This is a genomic window from Fulvivirga imtechensis AK7, assembly GCF_000331535.1.
GTDB lineage: Bacteria > Bacteroidota > Bacteroidia > Cytophagales > Cyclobacteriaceae > Fulvivirga > Fulvivirga imtechensis.
This window is the reverse complement of sequence record NZ_AMZN01000015.1, coordinates 12,347-27,925: the sequence shown is the minus strand read 5'-3', so window position 1 is coordinate 27,925 and position 15,579 is coordinate 12,347. Positions and strand designations below refer to the sequence as shown.

Annotated in this window: 18 protein-coding genes; 4 read left to right on the top strand and 14 right to left on the bottom strand. The window is 43.8% G+C overall.

The window, feature by feature from the left end:
* Positions 1 to 112: 112 nt before the first annotated feature.
* From nudC to C900_RS05390, 9 genes are all read right to left on the bottom strand, one after another.
* Complete coding sequence (gene nudC, locus C900_RS05430; RefSeq protein WP_009578655.1) at positions 113 to 1,015, bottom strand: NAD(+) diphosphatase; 903 nt, start codon at positions 1,013 to 1,015, stop codon at positions 113 to 115.
* Positions 1,012 to 1,344 (bottom strand): winged helix-turn-helix transcriptional regulator, encoded by a 333-nt coding sequence (locus C900_RS05425; protein ID WP_040495751.1) that lies wholly within the window; start codon positions 1,342 to 1,344, stop codon positions 1,012 to 1,014. The genes nudC and C900_RS05425 overlap by 4 nt, the downstream gene beginning before the upstream one ends.
* A 297-nt stretch (positions 1,345 to 1,641) precedes the next feature.
* Positions 1,642 to 2,793: a M57 family metalloprotease gene (locus tag C900_RS29135; protein WP_185113952.1), complete on the bottom strand. Its 1,152-nt coding sequence runs from the start codon at positions 2,791 to 2,793 to the stop codon at positions 1,642 to 1,644.
* A 470-nt stretch (positions 2,794 to 3,263) separates the two neighbouring features.
* Positions 3,264 to 3,992 carry a class I SAM-dependent methyltransferase gene (locus C900_RS05415; protein ID WP_009578652.1) on the bottom strand — a complete coding sequence of 243 codons (729 nt, stop codon included), beginning with the start codon at positions 3,990 to 3,992 and terminating at the stop codon, positions 3,264 to 3,266.
* A gap of 64 nt (positions 3,993 to 4,056) precedes the next feature.
* A complete protein-coding gene (locus C900_RS05410) occupies positions 4,057 to 4,407 on the bottom strand; it encodes an MmcQ/YjbR family DNA-binding protein (protein WP_009578651.1) in 351 nt (116 codons plus the stop codon).
* A gap of 5 nt (positions 4,408 to 4,412) precedes the next feature.
* Complete coding sequence (locus C900_RS05405) at positions 4,413 to 4,754, bottom strand: hypothetical protein (RefSeq protein ID WP_009578650.1); 342 nt, start codon at positions 4,752 to 4,754, stop codon at positions 4,413 to 4,415.
* Positions 4,755 to 4,766: 12 nt separating this feature from the next.
* Positions 4,767 to 5,078, bottom strand: coding sequence for an ArsR/SmtB family transcription factor (locus C900_RS28135; protein ID WP_009578649.1), 312 nt, complete (start codon positions 5,076 to 5,078; stop codon positions 4,767 to 4,769).
* A gap of 66 nt (positions 5,079 to 5,144) precedes the next feature.
* Positions 5,145 to 5,591 (bottom strand): GNAT family N-acetyltransferase, encoded by a 447-nt coding sequence (locus C900_RS05395; protein ID WP_009578648.1) that lies wholly within the window; start codon positions 5,589 to 5,591, stop codon positions 5,145 to 5,147.
* A complete protein-coding gene (locus C900_RS05390; RefSeq protein WP_009578647.1) occupies positions 5,591 to 5,983 on the bottom strand; it encodes a rhodanese-like domain-containing protein in 393 nt (130 codons plus the stop codon). Before C900_RS05390 ends, C900_RS05395 begins: the two co-directional genes overlap by 1 nt.
* Positions 5,984 to 6,178: 195 nt before the next feature.
* On the opposite strand from C900_RS05390, the gene C900_RS05385 reads away from it, so the two are divergent.
* Positions 6,179 to 7,078 (top strand): LysR family transcriptional regulator, encoded by a 900-nt coding sequence (locus tag C900_RS05385; protein WP_009578646.1) that lies wholly within the window; start codon positions 6,179 to 6,181, stop codon positions 7,076 to 7,078.
* A gap of 727 nt (positions 7,079 to 7,805) precedes the next feature.
* Here the strand turns inward: C900_RS05385 and C900_RS05380 are convergent.
* The 5 genes from C900_RS05380 to C900_RS05370 form a co-directional block, all read right to left on the bottom strand.
* Positions 7,806 to 8,165 carry an iron chaperone gene (locus C900_RS05380; RefSeq protein WP_009578645.1) on the bottom strand — a complete coding sequence of 120 codons (360 nt, stop codon included), beginning with the start codon at positions 8,163 to 8,165 and terminating at the stop codon, positions 7,806 to 7,808.
* A 235-nt stretch (positions 8,166 to 8,400) separates the two neighbouring features.
* A complete protein-coding gene (locus C900_RS29735; RefSeq protein WP_009578643.1) occupies positions 8,401 to 11,415 on the bottom strand; it encodes an eCIS core domain-containing protein in 3,015 nt (1,004 codons plus the stop codon).
* 428 nt (positions 11,416 to 11,843) lie between these two features.
* Positions 11,844 to 12,017 (bottom strand): hypothetical protein, encoded by a 174-nt coding sequence (locus tag C900_RS29730; protein ID WP_157493902.1) that lies wholly within the window; start codon positions 12,015 to 12,017, stop codon positions 11,844 to 11,846.
* An 83-nt stretch (positions 12,018 to 12,100) separates the two neighbouring features.
* Positions 12,101 to 12,277, bottom strand: a complete 177-nt coding sequence (locus C900_RS29725) for a hypothetical protein (RefSeq protein ID WP_157493901.1) — start codon at positions 12,275 to 12,277, stop codon at positions 12,101 to 12,103.
* An 83-nt stretch (positions 12,278 to 12,360) separates the two neighbouring features.
* Complete coding sequence (locus C900_RS05370; protein WP_051052790.1) at positions 12,361 to 13,026, bottom strand: JAB domain-containing protein; 666 nt, start codon at positions 13,024 to 13,026, stop codon at positions 12,361 to 12,363.
* Between the two features lie 126 nt (positions 13,027 to 13,152).
* Between C900_RS05370 and C900_RS05365 the strand changes: the two genes are divergently transcribed.
* The 3 genes from C900_RS05365 to C900_RS05355 are packed head-to-tail and all read left to right on the top strand — an operon-like array spanning position 13,153 to position 15,579.
* Entirely contained in the window at positions 13,153 to 13,734 is a 582-nt protein-coding gene (locus tag C900_RS05365) for a restriction endonuclease subunit S (RefSeq protein ID WP_009578637.1), read from the top strand.
* Positions 13,735 to 13,739: 5 nt separating this feature from the next.
* Positions 13,740 to 14,081, top strand: a complete 342-nt coding sequence (locus C900_RS05360) for a hypothetical protein (RefSeq protein WP_009578636.1) — start codon at positions 13,740 to 13,742, stop codon at positions 14,079 to 14,081.
* Positions 14,071 to 15,579 (top strand): type I restriction-modification system subunit M, encoded by a 1,509-nt coding sequence (locus C900_RS05355; protein ID WP_009578635.1) that lies wholly within the window; start codon positions 14,071 to 14,073, stop codon positions 15,577 to 15,579. The genes C900_RS05360 and C900_RS05355 overlap by 11 nt, the downstream gene beginning before the upstream one ends.

Here is a 15,579-nt window from a genome sequence, read left to right as displayed (position 1 = left end):
TTTTTATTCTCGGGTATGGATCAAATATACTATGTTGAGAATAAGATCTTAACTCCCGGCAAAAAGTTTAATACGAATTAAAGTTTCATTCATCAGGGAAAATCCGGATATATCAATTATTCCAGATCCACGACTCTATGAGGTATCTGGCAATAGAATCAGGCCGGGAAAGCATTATTTTGTCAGCCGCCACAAGCTTCCTTAACTCTGTTGCAGTGAACCATCCTGCATCCTTTATTTCTTCGCCATCTACCTTGAATTCCATAGTTGCTGCTTCCGCTACAAAGCCGGCCATTAAAGACGAAGAGAAGGGCCACGGCTGAGAGCTGACATAGCGTATACGACCTACATTTAGGTTTACCTCTTCCTGCATCTCCCGTACTACTGCTTCTTCCAGACTCTCCCCCACCTCTACAAACCCGGCAAATGTAGAACATACCAGACCATCACTGGTGCGCCCTTTACTAAGTAGACAGAGAGGTTCATCGCCTTCAGGCCGATACTCGATCAGCACAATTACTGCCGGGGATATCTGCGGAAAGAACAATGTTGCACATGCCGGAGACGTACACCGTCTGACATGTCCATTTTCCCGGCTTTCCGTGGGCGCTCCACAGGCGCCACAGAATCGAGATACCGTGTGCCATCTGTGAATGCCTAGAGCATACGACAAATAGGCGGCTTGCTCCCTGTTTAGGAGCCCGACCAGTTCCCGGATGTTAAAAAATTCACCATCGGAAGGTAGCACCTGCAGATCCATTAATCCAGAGCTGGGTAACTGTAGCGTCCACAGGTTTTTGTCTTCGACTCTCCCAAGAAAAGTGATTTCCCGGCTAAACGCTTTAAATAATTGCAAAGGGAATAAAAAAGGCTCCGGCTCACCGTTGCTGTGGCTGAAGTAAAACTTTTCTTCAACGGAAATGATTAAAAAATCATTTTGCGAAATGCTTGCTGTCTCTTTTCTGAGCCAGGTAGCCCTGTCAAAATAGGGATTGCTATAATGTTGAGGTTTCATTGCTTATTGAAGTTTGCAGCCCAGGTTTTTGCCCACTTACCCAGTGGGTTCAACAATTCATAAAGCTCCTTTCCCTGCTGGGTGAGCATATATCCGTCCACAGAACGCTCTATGAGGTATGAGTCATTTAGCTCTTTGAGTCTCTTGTTCAGTGTGGTAGGCGAAATCGATTCGCAATATTCCTGCAGTTTGCGAAAGGTACTGGGGCCTCTGTACAAGTGCCATATTATTCCCATGGCCCAACTCCTTCCAAGCAGATCGAATAAAGCCATTATTGGTTGTCCGGTTTTTGAACCTCTTACTGGTTTTCCAGGTGTTGGTATTGCCATATGCTACATATTTAGTAGCAAAGCTACAGAAAGTGTAGCGATTATTTATGCTAAAAATTGCGAATTAAATCGTCCTTCGTCTACCCGCTTGTGTGTCAAACGGGTGTAATCTTTTAGATACTTCGTACTTCAGAGTGATCTGGAAAGCGATTTTATGCACGGAACAGATAGCAAGTCTTATAACAGAACACACGCACCAATTTCAATATATGATAAGATACAGCGAAAACCCTGAATTGTCAGGGCCTCGCTGTATCTAAAACAAGGTAGGTTGATTATAAGTTAGATTTCAATTTTTTAGTGACAACAGGTGTTGGTAGCCCAAACCGGAGAGCCATTTCTATAAATCACCACGTTGCCATCATTCTGTGCAACAAGCCACGCTCCCGGATTGCCATGGGTATTTGAAGCCCATCTGGCCCTGTTGAGGTTATCATACAGCACCAAATTACCATCATTTTGCATAATGCATCGCGTCACCGGCAGTCCGGCCGTGTTGCTTGCCCAAAGTGGAACGTTGTATTTGTATAATACCAGGTTGCCATCACCTTGCATCACAAATAGAAAACGATTGTCGGCAGACCGAATGGACTCATTGCGATCCAACTGGTCTCCGGGCAGCAGTTTATCAGGGCCCGGAGGCGGAATGGTGGGCGCAGCATACAAAATCTCGATAGCTTTACTGTCGTAATATGATAGCCCTGCCCAGGAATTTCCACAGGTGGCGCCATTCATTATTGACGCCCCATCAGAAGAAGGAGTACCGGAAATATGAATAGCAGTAGACTCGCCCAACGACTGCCAGTTGGTATGGCGAAATCCTATGCAATGCCCAATTTCATGTGCCACCAAAAGCCTGAGCTGACTGGCGCTGGTCAATCCATACTGGATCAGCACAGATTCGGAGATATCCACATTATTGAAAGGGCGGCCGTTAGAAAACGGAAATCCTGCACGACCACATACGCCCGCTCCTATAGAGTTATTCCTTTTCACTATAATATCGGCAGATGAGGCTGAGTATACCCTGGAAAACTGCAACTCCGAGCCTACGGCATTAAACGCTGCAATAGCATTGTTCACCGCATCATTGAGGTTGAGCGAACTGAACGAGGCCTGGTCCAGGTAAACTCTGATATTTCGGTAAGCCGGAGCCACAAGATAGGTAGAGCGCGCCTGCTCTGTTCTACCATTGTGATCTTCGTCACCAGGAAAATGTGGTTCTTCCTTATAGAACACAATGTCACCCTCAGCCACATAGTGGTCGTCATAGGCCACAATGTCTTCAAGAGCAATACCTGCATCGAGTATTCTCTGAATAACCGGATCATTAGGATCCACGGTTAACGCATCATTCACCCCAGGCTCAAACTCATCGGAGCATCCGATCGTGAAGGCAGCCATGCCCATCCATAGGCACAGCATTTTTAAGCTGGTTTTTAACGTCATTTTGGTTGGTTTTGGTTGGTTTTTGGTTAGGAAAATTGAGAAGTTAAGGTAGTAATAATTGAAGGTGAAAATCTGATAAATTTCAGCCAACTCCTTGCATGGGTAGGTAAGATATTGGAACAACTTTCTATGTAAAATGATTTCCAGCAGCATTTCTGATAAGAAACTTTACTAACTAAGCACCTGCTGACGGAAATTCACCTAACAAAAACTCATATCTTCCTTATCTATAGCTGGTTAGCCAGGGAACGGTAAATAGTAAAAAAATAACAGCTCTGATGCATCAGCCGGTGCAATTTCTTAAAATGGGGCCAAAGCTCGAAGTATAGTCATAGACAATAAACTCAAACAAAGTTGCAGACCGCTTGAAATTTTACTAAAAAATTACGTCACGATGGGTTGATAAGCATCCACAAGTGTGGCCTTTCTATACCTGCTGACCATCTGATGTTTATCTAGGAATGCCTTGCTTAATCTCTCTTCTGAGCAATCAGTGTATGCATCCTGTTTACCGGCCGACTGAATGACAATTCCATTCCAGAGTTCATCACTATCGTCTCCACTTCCCGGGGTGTTATCCGCACTTTGCTATAAGTACTCACCTTTTGCTTCCATCCTGAGCCGGTTTTTTCATATAGCTGGTCTGTAACCTTAACTTTTTCTGATGTATACTCAAGAATACAGGTAAAAATACGCCTTTCATCACTTTTTACCGGGATAAACCGTTGCAGATCGTCCAATTCTACAGTATAATCCCGGAAAGACAGTATCAGCTTACCAAGGGGCACAAGCATATCAGCACAATCCTTGATCAGTTTTTCCACCTCACTCTTACTTTCCAGGTGAGTGATGGTATCTCCACAACACACTATGAGTTCGGGCTGCAAAGCTTCAAATTCCCAGGTATGACGAATATCGGCTTCGATGGTGCGTATTGCCTTTCCATCAGGGTGAGATTTCAGCTCTTTCAGCAACTGATCGTTAAAATCAACTGCTGTAACGTCAAATCCGGCCGTTTTCAACGCAATGCTCTGGATGCCATGGCCGGCACCCAGATCGACAGCTACTTTGGTGCTGACGGGGGTGATATTCTGGTCCTCCAGGAATTCCCCGAAGGCGATACTTTGCTGGTCAAAATCTCCGGCCATCCAGGAGTAGAAGGAGGCGAGATGGTTATCGTAGTGTTCTTTTACTGTCATGGCATAACGTGTATTCTCATAAGGGCAACCACAGAGGTATTATTATCCTTATTAAAAGGGTAATTCACAGCGATACTATCTGCTTCTTCACTTTCGCGGGAAGCTTCTCATAAACCAGCTTATAGGCTATCTGAAGAAACTCCAGCCATTCTGCAGCGGTCAGGCGGGAGATATCATCTATATGCACCCATTTATACCTGGCCATATACGGAGCAGGTATGATCCCTTCTCGCTGGGATAGCTGCCCGAAAAGGTCATCTGATGTTTTAAATGATGCAGTAACCGGAAAGTTATCCGGGCTTGTCACCACAAACATCTTCCCGCCCACATTAAAGCATAGGTGGTCACTCCACTTGATGTCTTCCGTAACACCCGGAAAGGAAAGACAGCAGGCTCTTATTTCTTCTATGGTCATATCCTTTAGTTTATTATGGCAAACCCAGGAAACGGACTCTGCCCCTCTTGTAGATTGTTCATGGGAATAAAATCTGCCACTAGCGTCATTTTTTCCCAAATATCAGCCACTGCCGGATGTTCGTGTGCAGCACCAATGGCACCTGTAGAGGTCCATTCAAATACTTCTATGATTGTACCGTCTTCAGATCTGGCTATGTAGTTATTTCGGTCGGTAGCCAACTGCAAATCACGCAATATTGGCAAATGTCTTTTCACAAGCTCAAGAAGAGCCTGCTCCTTGCCTGCTTTTGGTTTGTAACTGGCAAACGCCAACACAGTACCATCAGTGCTCACTTTTCTTTCCATCGCTTCAAAAGTTTATTGTTTATTATCGAACCATTTCAGCCAATTGTTGACAATCCCCAGCAGCCGATCCTTTTTCAGTGTATAATGCTGCTCCCTGCTTATTTTATCCACACTTATTAGCCCTGCCTGCTCCAACTGCTTTAGGTGCCGGGTCATCGTAGGCCAGGAAAACGGAAAACGCTTGACAATGTCGCCCGCTGTCATCGAACCTCCCCTGGATAGCAGTACCACCAGAATATTTCGCCTCGATTCATGCGCCAAAGCCTTAAAAACGAGGTCGAAATCCTCCAGGTCCTGTTCTCCACGTGTTTTCTGTTTTGCCATCGGCCTTCGGTAGTCCGGTAAATATATAAATTATTTAGCAATATTGCTAAATAAATTTGATACTTACTACACCGCAGACCAAAAAAAACGCTGCTTGAGGTTCGCCTTTGCTCCCAACCGTTGATAAAATGCGATGGCATCGGTGTTAAAATCGGGCGTTTGCCATCGGATAATTGTGCACCCTTCTGCCTTTGCATACGCCTTTATCAACTGCATGATCTTATAGCCAAAGCCCTGCCCGCGAACCTCCGTTCTCAGGTAAAGACAGTCGAGATACAAGTAAAAAGCAGCGTCCCAGGTGGAAAACTGCCTCATAAAGGTGGTATAGCCCATTAACCGATCGCCTCTGTCTGCTACAAGGCACTTTAGCATGCTGTCTTTGGCCAAAAGGTGTTTTGAAAGCAAAGCTTCTTTTCCTCCCGGATCAAAAGAAGCCTTTTCATACTCTGCATGATCCCGGCACAGGCTTATTATTTGAGCTATGTCTTCTTGTTTCGCGGGTCGGATCGTCATCAGCACGCACACTGTATTTCTGAGCCTTTCGTAGGATTGATACCTGTTGTGGCATAGCCGTCAAATTTCCACCACTCGATCCCTCCTATCAGCTCTTTTACTTTAAACCCAAGCCTGGCCAGGTTCAGAGCTCCTTTGGTAGAGGCATTGCAACCTATACCATCGCAATAGCACACATAGGTCTTGCTGCGATCAAGGCCGCGGGTGGTTTCTTCATTCATCTCCCGGTGTGGCAAGTTGATGGCGGTCGGAATGTGCTCCTTTTCATAGCCAAATGGTTTCCTGGTGTCCACCACCACCACATTTTCATTGTTTTCAAGGGCATCAAAGAGATCGGACGGATCCATTTCGTAAGCAAGTTTGCTCTCGTAGAATTCAATTTGTTTGTTCATAGTTTGCTTGAGATTTGAGATGTTAGATTTGAGTATTGAGACGTGGACAGGCTCGAAGCCTGAACTCTCTACTCTTTTTCCTACAAAGCTAATGTCCCTTCACACCGGGCTGTAACCTTTATGGTTGAATGCTTCTAACGGCTGATTGAAATAATTTCAAATACAGCATAAACAGATTTGCAGTAACTTAGTGATATGGATATCAAATACTTCCGGCTTATTAAAACCATTGTGGAAGAGGGCAATATGGCCAGTTCATCGGAAAAGCTTTTCCTTACGCAGTCAGCGCTGAGTCACCAACTGAGAGACCTGGAAGAGCGCCTGGGCTTTAAGGTATTTCACAGAACGCGGAATAAGTGGAAGACCACTGAAGAAGGCGAAGCGCTGTACCGGCTGGCGAACCAGGTGCTTGACGCCATCGACCGGGGCCTGAGCAATATTGAGCAGATCAGAACAGGCTCAAGGGGAACAATAAAGGTGAGTACGGAGTGCTATTCTTTTTACCAGGGGCTACCCGCGTTCATTCAGAAAATGGGCGTGCTGTACCCGGAAATAGACGTGGACCTGATCCTTGAGGCCACACATCAACCCATATCAAAACTTTTATCACACGACATAGACATCGCGCTGGTCACTTCAAAACCTGTCAACGATTTATTATCATCCATCGAGGTCTTTGAGGATGAGATATTTGCCATTATGCACCGGGAGAATGTGTTAAATGATGCCGAATACCTCGATGTCAGTAACTTTGCAGATATACATTTGATCATTCACTCCTTTCCGCTGGAGACGGTGTCTGTTTTTGAGAAATTTTTAAAACCTAATGGTATCACTCCTGTAAAAATTTCTGCCGTCCCGCTTACGGAAGTGGCCCTGGAGATAGTCAGTGCCAACATGGGGATCATGTGTATGCCAAAATGGGCGCTGAAGTCGTTTAGAATTTCTGACGATCTGGTCTTCAAAAGGATCAGCCAGCATGGATTGAAAAGGACACACTACCTGGTGGTTCGTGAAGTGGAGAGGAGTAAGAAATATGTCCATGATTTTATCTCGAACTTTGAGGAGCATTTTGCTGGAGACAGTTTGGCTTAGACGCCATACCTTCCCAAGGATCAGGGGTAAGGATCAGAAGATTACGCTCAGCGCTTTGCCCTACACTCTCAACCTCCCCACCTCTGTCCTTCGGACACCTCCGCCAGCGGAGGATAGTGTTAATGAAGTTCACGATAAACCATTTTAGAATTTTCCCCGAAAAAGAGCACCAGTCCCGGATCTGAGCCTGTCCAGACTACTGTTGGGATTCCGGGGCCCCGTAGCGAAACGCTGCTGCACAATATGGCGAAGAGAATCCGGCTCTTTAGGTCCGAAGTCGGAAGTTAACCCCTCTGTCCTTCGGACATCTCCCCAGGCCGGGGAGACTTTGGCGATGACGTTCGGTGCTTTGTATTTCAAGCTTCAATACAAATTTCATCATGGTCATGGCGAGGTATCGAAAGCCATCCTCAAATTCAGAGTTGGCAGACGGCAGTGGCAGTAGGCAACCTAATCTTGGGTATAGAAATAAAAGATGGATCTCCTTCCAAAACACGCGAGCCAGTCTCCTCTTGGGAGGAGACACAGAGGTGGGTAGCAGGCTCGATCACTGAGGTCAGAAGTGCGTGATGGAATTATGCTATGGTTTCATTCTCTCCACCTCCGTCCTTCGGACACCTCCGCCAGCGGAGGACAGTGCTAATGAAGTTCACGATAAACTGTTTATGACTTTCCCCCTTTGGAGGACTTTAGGAGGCCTTTGGGGGGGGCAGGGGGAGGCAAACAGTTACTTCTTCCGCTCCAGACTTTCCTTCACTCTAAATTCAACAATCCTGGAAATCAGGTCTAACGGCATGGGCTTGTCCAATGGAAACTGCACAGAACCCTTTCCGCTTTTGTAAACAGAAAGCTCTTTTTTAAATTCTTCAGTGCCGGTAGGTGTGGGATAAAACCCGATATGGTTTTTGAAAGCGGCAAAATGTACCAGATTGCCATTGAGAACGAATGTTGGAATAGCATATTTGATAGCTTCCTGTGCGTCAGGTGCTGTCTTAGCTATAGTTTGCCGTATTTGTTGCAGTATATTTTGAACATCGACAGGGAAATCAGCGATGTATTCATCAATGGTATTGTGTTTTGTATTCATAGGAATGAGGTTTTGCATCTATTTCAAAATTACATCGGTTATTTCTATTTCATGATGTACGAAACCGGCAATTTTGGTGGTGAATTGCGGCATCCCTCTGTCCTTCGGACATCCCCCCAGGTCGGGGAGACTTTGATGACAGAGGTATATGCGCAACCCTCTTTCAGAGAAGTAGGAGGGCGCTAGGGAAAAACGGGAATACTGATGATCGAAGTCGCACGCCAGGGTGCAGTATCTACTTTATGAAAGCACTCGCACTTAGCTGTTTCAAATTGGTATGCTTTTCTTCAGAATACGCTTCATTCTTTGCATAAACGTAAAGATAAGCATCCGTATCGGACGGATCAGTCAAGGTATCCGTTGAGGATCCTACATTGCTGTCACTTCTATAGGTCCACTTATCATCCTCACCTTTGGTGTTTGCTGTGTAATGACCCGATTTTGGTGTTTCCCCACTGTTGTAGACCACAACTTTCAGTTCATAAACAAACCCATTGAGTACAAAAGCATCAGGCATGTCTATTTTAGTGGTGATTTTTTTGGAATCTTTATGGGCAGTAAAGCGGAGCAACTTTATTGTTAATGCCTCTGGCGTTTCTTTTCCCAAGGCAACTTTTTTGGTTGCGGGCGCCTTAAATGCTTTATCCTGATCTTCCTCCTGCTCGGATTTTTTTCTGAAGCTGATATCTTTGGGTTCAGACTCACTAAAAAAGCGACTCATGATTGTATTCAGATCATCTTTTTCGTCAGTAAGGTGTAAAGTCAAAACGCTTTCATTGGAAGGAGTCCCTGCTATCTGATTTTGTTCGTTAAGCTCTGATAAACCCAGAGGATTCTTAATCTCCTCATCACGTACGGCATTTTCAGGGTCAATAACAGTGTGCGTGGGACTCTGCTCAAGGGTATAGTCTGATTCAAAATCACTTTTAGCCACGTATGGTAGCAGTTTGTTAAGGAAGATTTCATCAGTATCTTCCTGGCTACCTAATTCAGAAGTAATGATCTTGTGTGATCTTAGCATTCCAAACAATATAGCTATTTTCTTATCGTCCACTCCTTTGCGTCCTTTTATAATATCAAGCAACGATTTTACTTCTGCTTTTAATACCTCTTTTGACGAGTCTCCTTCTGAGTTGGGTTTAAACAAATTGTAATAAGGAGAGAAAGCCAACATGTTCAGGCCTGCTGAAATATAGCAGGTATTCCCAATATTTGAAATCCCTGTCGGAGAGGCGGTATCTTTACTATGCTTACTGTCATTATCCCCTCCACTCTTATCCTTCTCACCCCCACCCAGTTCTACCTCTTTTTGTTTAATATTTACCATTTTCAGCATATTTTCCTCTTGCTTGTCCGCCCGCTGTTGAATTTTTTGAGCTATAGATTTGAGCTCTTCAGTAAGTTTGGACTGGGCAGCTACCGGTGAGAGATCGCTTCGCCTTAAGGTGATATAGGCGGTTATCAGAGAAGACGCCAGAGCTGTTCCTCCAAGCGAAAACAGCATGATCGGGAGGTATTCAGTTCCCCCTCCTTCACTGGTGGTCTTTGATCCAAAACCTCCCTGTATTTGGTCCTGGGAGATTGTAATATTGCTAAATGCATCATAGACTGCCTGGGTAAGTACAGGAATAGTTGAGTTATCAATGGTTGTATTTAAAGCATTTGATAGTGTAGAATGTACTGCTTCCTGCAGTTCTGTTGAATTTCCAATCAACGAGCCAAAAGTGGCAACTATGGGAGTTGTAACGGTCGCAACCGGGGTCACAAAATATTGTGAAAATATTCCTCCTAAAAATGTTGAAAGACCAACGACCCCGCTTTGTATAGTTCCTGTCCACCTATTGTAAAAAGACTCTGTCTCTTGCTTACCTATCGCTCCAGCCAGCTTTTTCTCAAACATTTTCATAATATAAGTGCCTATTTTGACACATTCTGAATTCAAGAGGGTGATCTGTTTCATCATTTCACTAGCCTCACGTCCGGAGTAATTTTGGATCAATGCCAACTTCTGTTTTTCAACAACTTCATTGATCCCTTCCTCGATACCACTCAAAACACCAGGCTTTAGGATCTCATCTGGCCACGAAGGCGCATCCGTTATCCCTTTGGCTTTATTGCCCCTAAAGGCATAAAACCATGGTTTTTTCCAATAGCTTTTATCTTCGAACTCCTGCTTGGTCCGTGAATGTTCCACCAGTTGATCAATAAAACTATTAATTTTTACCACCGAGTTTAAGATCTTTGGGCTTGATCCCATCAACCTTAAGAAGTTTTCTTTTTCAACACCCTCTCCCATCATTATCACAAAGCCCTCTTCTCCACTGGTACCGGAAACCGTCATACTGTTTTCGGTTACCCAGATTTTCCCGGACGGCTTCCCTTCAAGTTCTTCTTTTTTGGTTGCCTCACGTGAGTCGAATGTTTCAATATAAGCCAAGCTGGGGTCGCTTGAATCTTTTGCCGATGACCTGGCATTATTCAAATCTTTGTCTGTCTTATACTTGTCATCCCATGTTACTTCACCAGACAGGTTCCTTACCCACACACCTTGCAAAGGCGCAACGTACGGACCATTCTCAGCTTCCGTTTTTGTTTGAAGAGTTAGTTTGCAAGACCCACTTTTAACTTTACTGCCCATCACGTCCGCCTCCTTCTCTAAACCGGCGTCATCATTTATACTTACCTTACCATTTATCTGTCCGGTAGGTTTTACCCTTCCTTGCTTTTGTTGTACCACGTGCCACGCTTCATGAGACAGGTGCTTTTCCTGCCCCGGAGCCAAGTGAATGTCCGTTCCTTGCGCATAAGCATGCGCTTGTAACTGCGCAGGTTTATTAGAGTTATAATGTACTTTCACATCATCCATAGCGTACCCGGAGAGATTTTCAATTCCTGATTTTATATGATCGGGCAAACCAGTATCATTGGACTTCCGAAGTATTGGTTCGTACATTGTATTCTCATCTGCCGCTTTCTGAAGCTGCATCATTTCTTTTTTCTGCTGACTATTTTCCACCAGACCCCGGACAGCCCTGAGTTGCGTAGCTTCGGGAGTACTGTTAGCCACTGCTTGCAGCGTACTCTGCTGTTTTACATCTGCACTATTATTTACCAGTTGCATTTCTCTGCTCCCGGTGGCTTCAAATTGACCATTAAGCCCAAAGGCTGGAGTCGCTGTTTGGGCATTCGGAACTTTATTTCTCCTGGTACCGCTCTGGCTGGCTTTTTTCTTGTCAGCGTGTCTTTTCATGGCGTAGTCTTTATTCTGTTCAGCATACTTCCGACATTCAGGAATTGACAATGTTTCAGAATAGCTAATATTTTAATTAAAATAGCAGAATTTTATTTCAGTTCAAAAATGAGATCAGATACAAGGGACTAATTTAAACATAACTTTGCTAATCTTGTCATGGCAAGGAACCTAAGCCATCCCCAAATTCGAAGTCGGCAAAAGCAGTAGGCAATTTCTTAGTCATTAGTGGTGAGTCGTGAGTGAAAAAACAGATTCCCATTCAAAAACACGCTAACCACTCTCCTCTTGGGAGGAGACACAGAGGTGGGTAAGTTAGATTTGAGATATGAGATTTGAAATGTGAGACTTTAAAGCAACTCCCCCAACTCCTAACGTCATGGCGAGGAACGAAGCCGTCCCTGAATCGGAGGCATTAAGTCATGCTATCACTCTTTGCTCCCACTCTTCAATCTTTTGATCTTTTCCATCATATAGAAAAGCTCTCTTTCAAAGCTGTGTAGCATCTTCCGTGCTGATGTCCTACTCAAATGGAATGGTATAATCATAAAGCCTATGGGTAGAATAACACTGGCAACTATCGCTACAACAGTGTCCTCCATTCTTAAAGTAATTGGTGTTAAAAGTAAAAACAGTAACCCTCCTGCAAAAAAAAGTAAAGTTCCTTAGCGTAATGCCACTAACTCTAAACGTGCACCTCAGTTTTTTGCTCATTTCCTGTTATCTGCCCTGTAATGACTGCATCATTGTATGAAGAGTCAAAAACGTGATGGTTTTCCTTAAGCTTGAAAGCATCTTGCGAAACTGATCCTTTACACATATTTTTACCGCTTGAAAACAGTGGCAGGATTATTTGCTTCATCTATGTTTCCGGATAAAATTTCAACAAATTGCTTTCTTGGCAGATCAAAATATAGAGTAAGGTTAATAACTACTCCAATTTTCTCAAGCATCTTCTTCATTTCTTATTCTATTGTACTGTTTACTGACTTGCAAATCCCGAACTTCCTGCTCAGTGAGACCAGTCAGTTCCACAATTGTAGCAATTTCATAACCCTTCTCTATCATCTTTTTCGCAATCTCGATACTATTCTGCTTCTCAGCAGTTTCCCTGACTACTGCTATCTTCAGATTCGTCAGTTCTGCTTTTTCACGATCCATGAGTACGTAGTTGCCGCTGTTTTTCAGTTCGCTGATAATGTTTTCATCGGCAAAGCTGAGATAGGCTTTTTCGGAGATGATAAGGTGGTCGATGACCTCTATGTTGAGCATTTGTCCGGCTTTGATCATGCGGTCGGTGATGTCCTTGTCGGCATCTGAGGGGTCGAGGACTCCGCTGGGGTGGTTATGAACCAGTATCATCTTCACGGCCATTTTATAAATCGCTATACGGAATACCTCCGGGGGCGCCACCTGCACCCGGTTCACAGCACCCAGACTTACCAGCTCAATGAACAATATCTTATTGGCGCTATTCAGTCCAACCACCCAAAAATGCTCCTGGTTTCTGCGGATCTTGTTTTCACGCAGCAGCACTTGCTGCATCATAGTATATACATCTGCAGAGTGGAAAACTTTAATTTTTTGCTCTTGGCTTAATCGTACGTTCACGCCCACAAATTAATCGGAGCAGGATTAAAGATTAGCAAGTGCTACATTGATTTTTTTTACACCCTAGTCATTATGCGAAAAATTTTATTGATTATCTTATGAGAACGAACTATTATTGCATTTACAATGAAAATACAACCCTCCTATCTCAAGAGTGTACTATTAGCGCTTTTCTCCGGCTATTCATTTCGAGGGAAAGTACAGGATGACCCGCAAGGGGATACTGTAGTAATTCAGATGAAGGATCTTGAAAACAACTATACCGAAATTGGCTCAGCGTTAACACGGGTAGATTCGACATCCATTTCTTCGAAACATCATTTACAAAAAGGAGATGTGCTGTTTATTTCAAAGGGTGCTAACAATTTTGCACTTGTTTATGATCTCAACTTTCCCAGAGCGGTCGCTGCATCCGCTTTTTTTGTGTTAAGGCCAGATCCTGCAAAAATACTTCCGGGATACCTGGCCTGGTACCTTAATCAAAAACCAGTGCAGCAGTATCTGGTAGATAACAGAGCCGGTACATATATACCCAATGTGAACAAAACTGCCCTTTTGGGAATCGAAATACGCCTTCCGGAAAAAAATATTCAGGAAAAGATCGTAAAAGTCGATATTTTAAGAAAACGCGAGTATTTATTGATACATCGACTGCTGGAAAAGCGAGAGCAGTTGATTTCAAATAAATTACTTAATATTATTAATTGAAAACAATGATTCAGGAAAGACAAAAAAGAGAAGCAAATAAATTATTTAAAGAACTGGAATCAAAGTCGGCTAACAAGAAGGTAGAGCTAGATAAGATAAAAGACAAAGGTGAAGATACTATATCGGCATTCATGGACATGAAGGAAGTGCCAGAGTCATTTAATGATCCAGTGTTAAATTCAGGATATCATAAACTGAGTTTGTGTAACAAGAAAATTGATCGATTAAGAAGCTGGTCGACACAAATGATTCTCGAAAATAAGATGAGTGGTATTGACTATCTTAGGGATCTGGAAAATGCAAAGCTAAAAATAGAAGAAGAGTTAGGTAACATTAATGGAAACTAGAATTACACAAGATCAGATCAACAACACCCTTTGGGCGGCATGTGATACATTTAGGGGTGCATTTGATTCATCAGAATATAAAAATTATATCCTCGTTTTTATGTTTTTGAAGTACCTCAGTGATGTCTGGAAAGACAAACATGAGGAGTACCGTAAGCAATATGGTGATGACGAGGCGCTTCTGCAGCGGAAGATGAGGCGGGAACGCTTTGTATTGCCGGAGGATTGTACCTTTGAGTATCTCCATAACCATCGGAATGATGCTGATATTGGCGAGAAAATAGATAAAGTGCTGGCGAAAATCGAGGATCAGAACCTCGAAAAGCTTGAAGGTGTATTCAGAAACATCAGTTTTAATTCTGAAAAGCTTGGCCAAACGAAGGACAGGAACAGAAGGTTGAAAAACCTCATCAGCGACTTTGCTAACCCCATTCTGGATTTCCGCCCTTCCGTACTTGGCCGTAAAGAAGACCTAATCGGTAATGCCTACATGTACTTGATTGAAAAGTTTGCTTCGGGTGCAGGTAAAAAAGGAGGAGAGTTCTATACGCCACATGAAGTTTCTGAACTATTGGCCAAACTTTTGGCTCCAAAGGCTGGAGCGCGTATTTGTGACCCGACTTGTGGCTCAGGTTCATTGCTGATTACCGTTGCAGAAGAAGTAAAGGATGGGAAGGGCAAGTCTTCGCACGACTTCTCTCTATATGGGCAGGAAAGTAATGGTGACACCTGGGCATTGGCCAAGCTCAATATGTTCCTACACAGCATGGACTCGGCCGATATTGAGTGGGGAGATACTATCAACAACCCTCTGCTGCTGGAGGGGGATAACCTGATGAAATTTGATATAGTGGTGGCCAATCCACCGTTTTCACTCGACAAATGGGGGCATGAAGTAGCAGAAGCCGACAGGTTCAGAAGATTTTTAAGAGGCGTGCCGCCCAGAAGCAAAGGTGACTATGCCTTCATTTTGCATATGATCGATACCACTCTGCCGACTGGTAAAGTAGGCGTGATTGTGCCTCATGGTGTGCTTTTCAGAGGAAGTGCGGAAGGTAAGATCAGGCAGGCGCTGATCGAAGAAAACCTACTCGAAGCCGTGGTGGGTTTACCTACCAACCTCTTCTTTGGTACAGGTATTCCTGCTGCTATCCTTATCTTCAATAAAGCTAAACAGCATAAGGATGTGCTGTTTATAGATGCGAGTAAAGACTACCAGGAAGGGAAAAAGCAAAACAAGCTGCGTAATGAAGACATCCAGCGTATTGTTTCGACCTATCAGGCTTTCGATACGGTAGACAAATATGCTTATCGTGCTGATTTGAAAGAAATCAAAGAAAATGATTATAACCTGAACATTCCACGCTATGTAGATACTTTCGAAGAGGAAGAGCCGGTGGATATTCAGGCGGTGCAGAAAGAAATAGAGCAGTTAGAGGGTGAGCTGGTAGTGGTAAGGAAAGAGATGGACAAATACTTGAAGGAACTTGGATTTTAA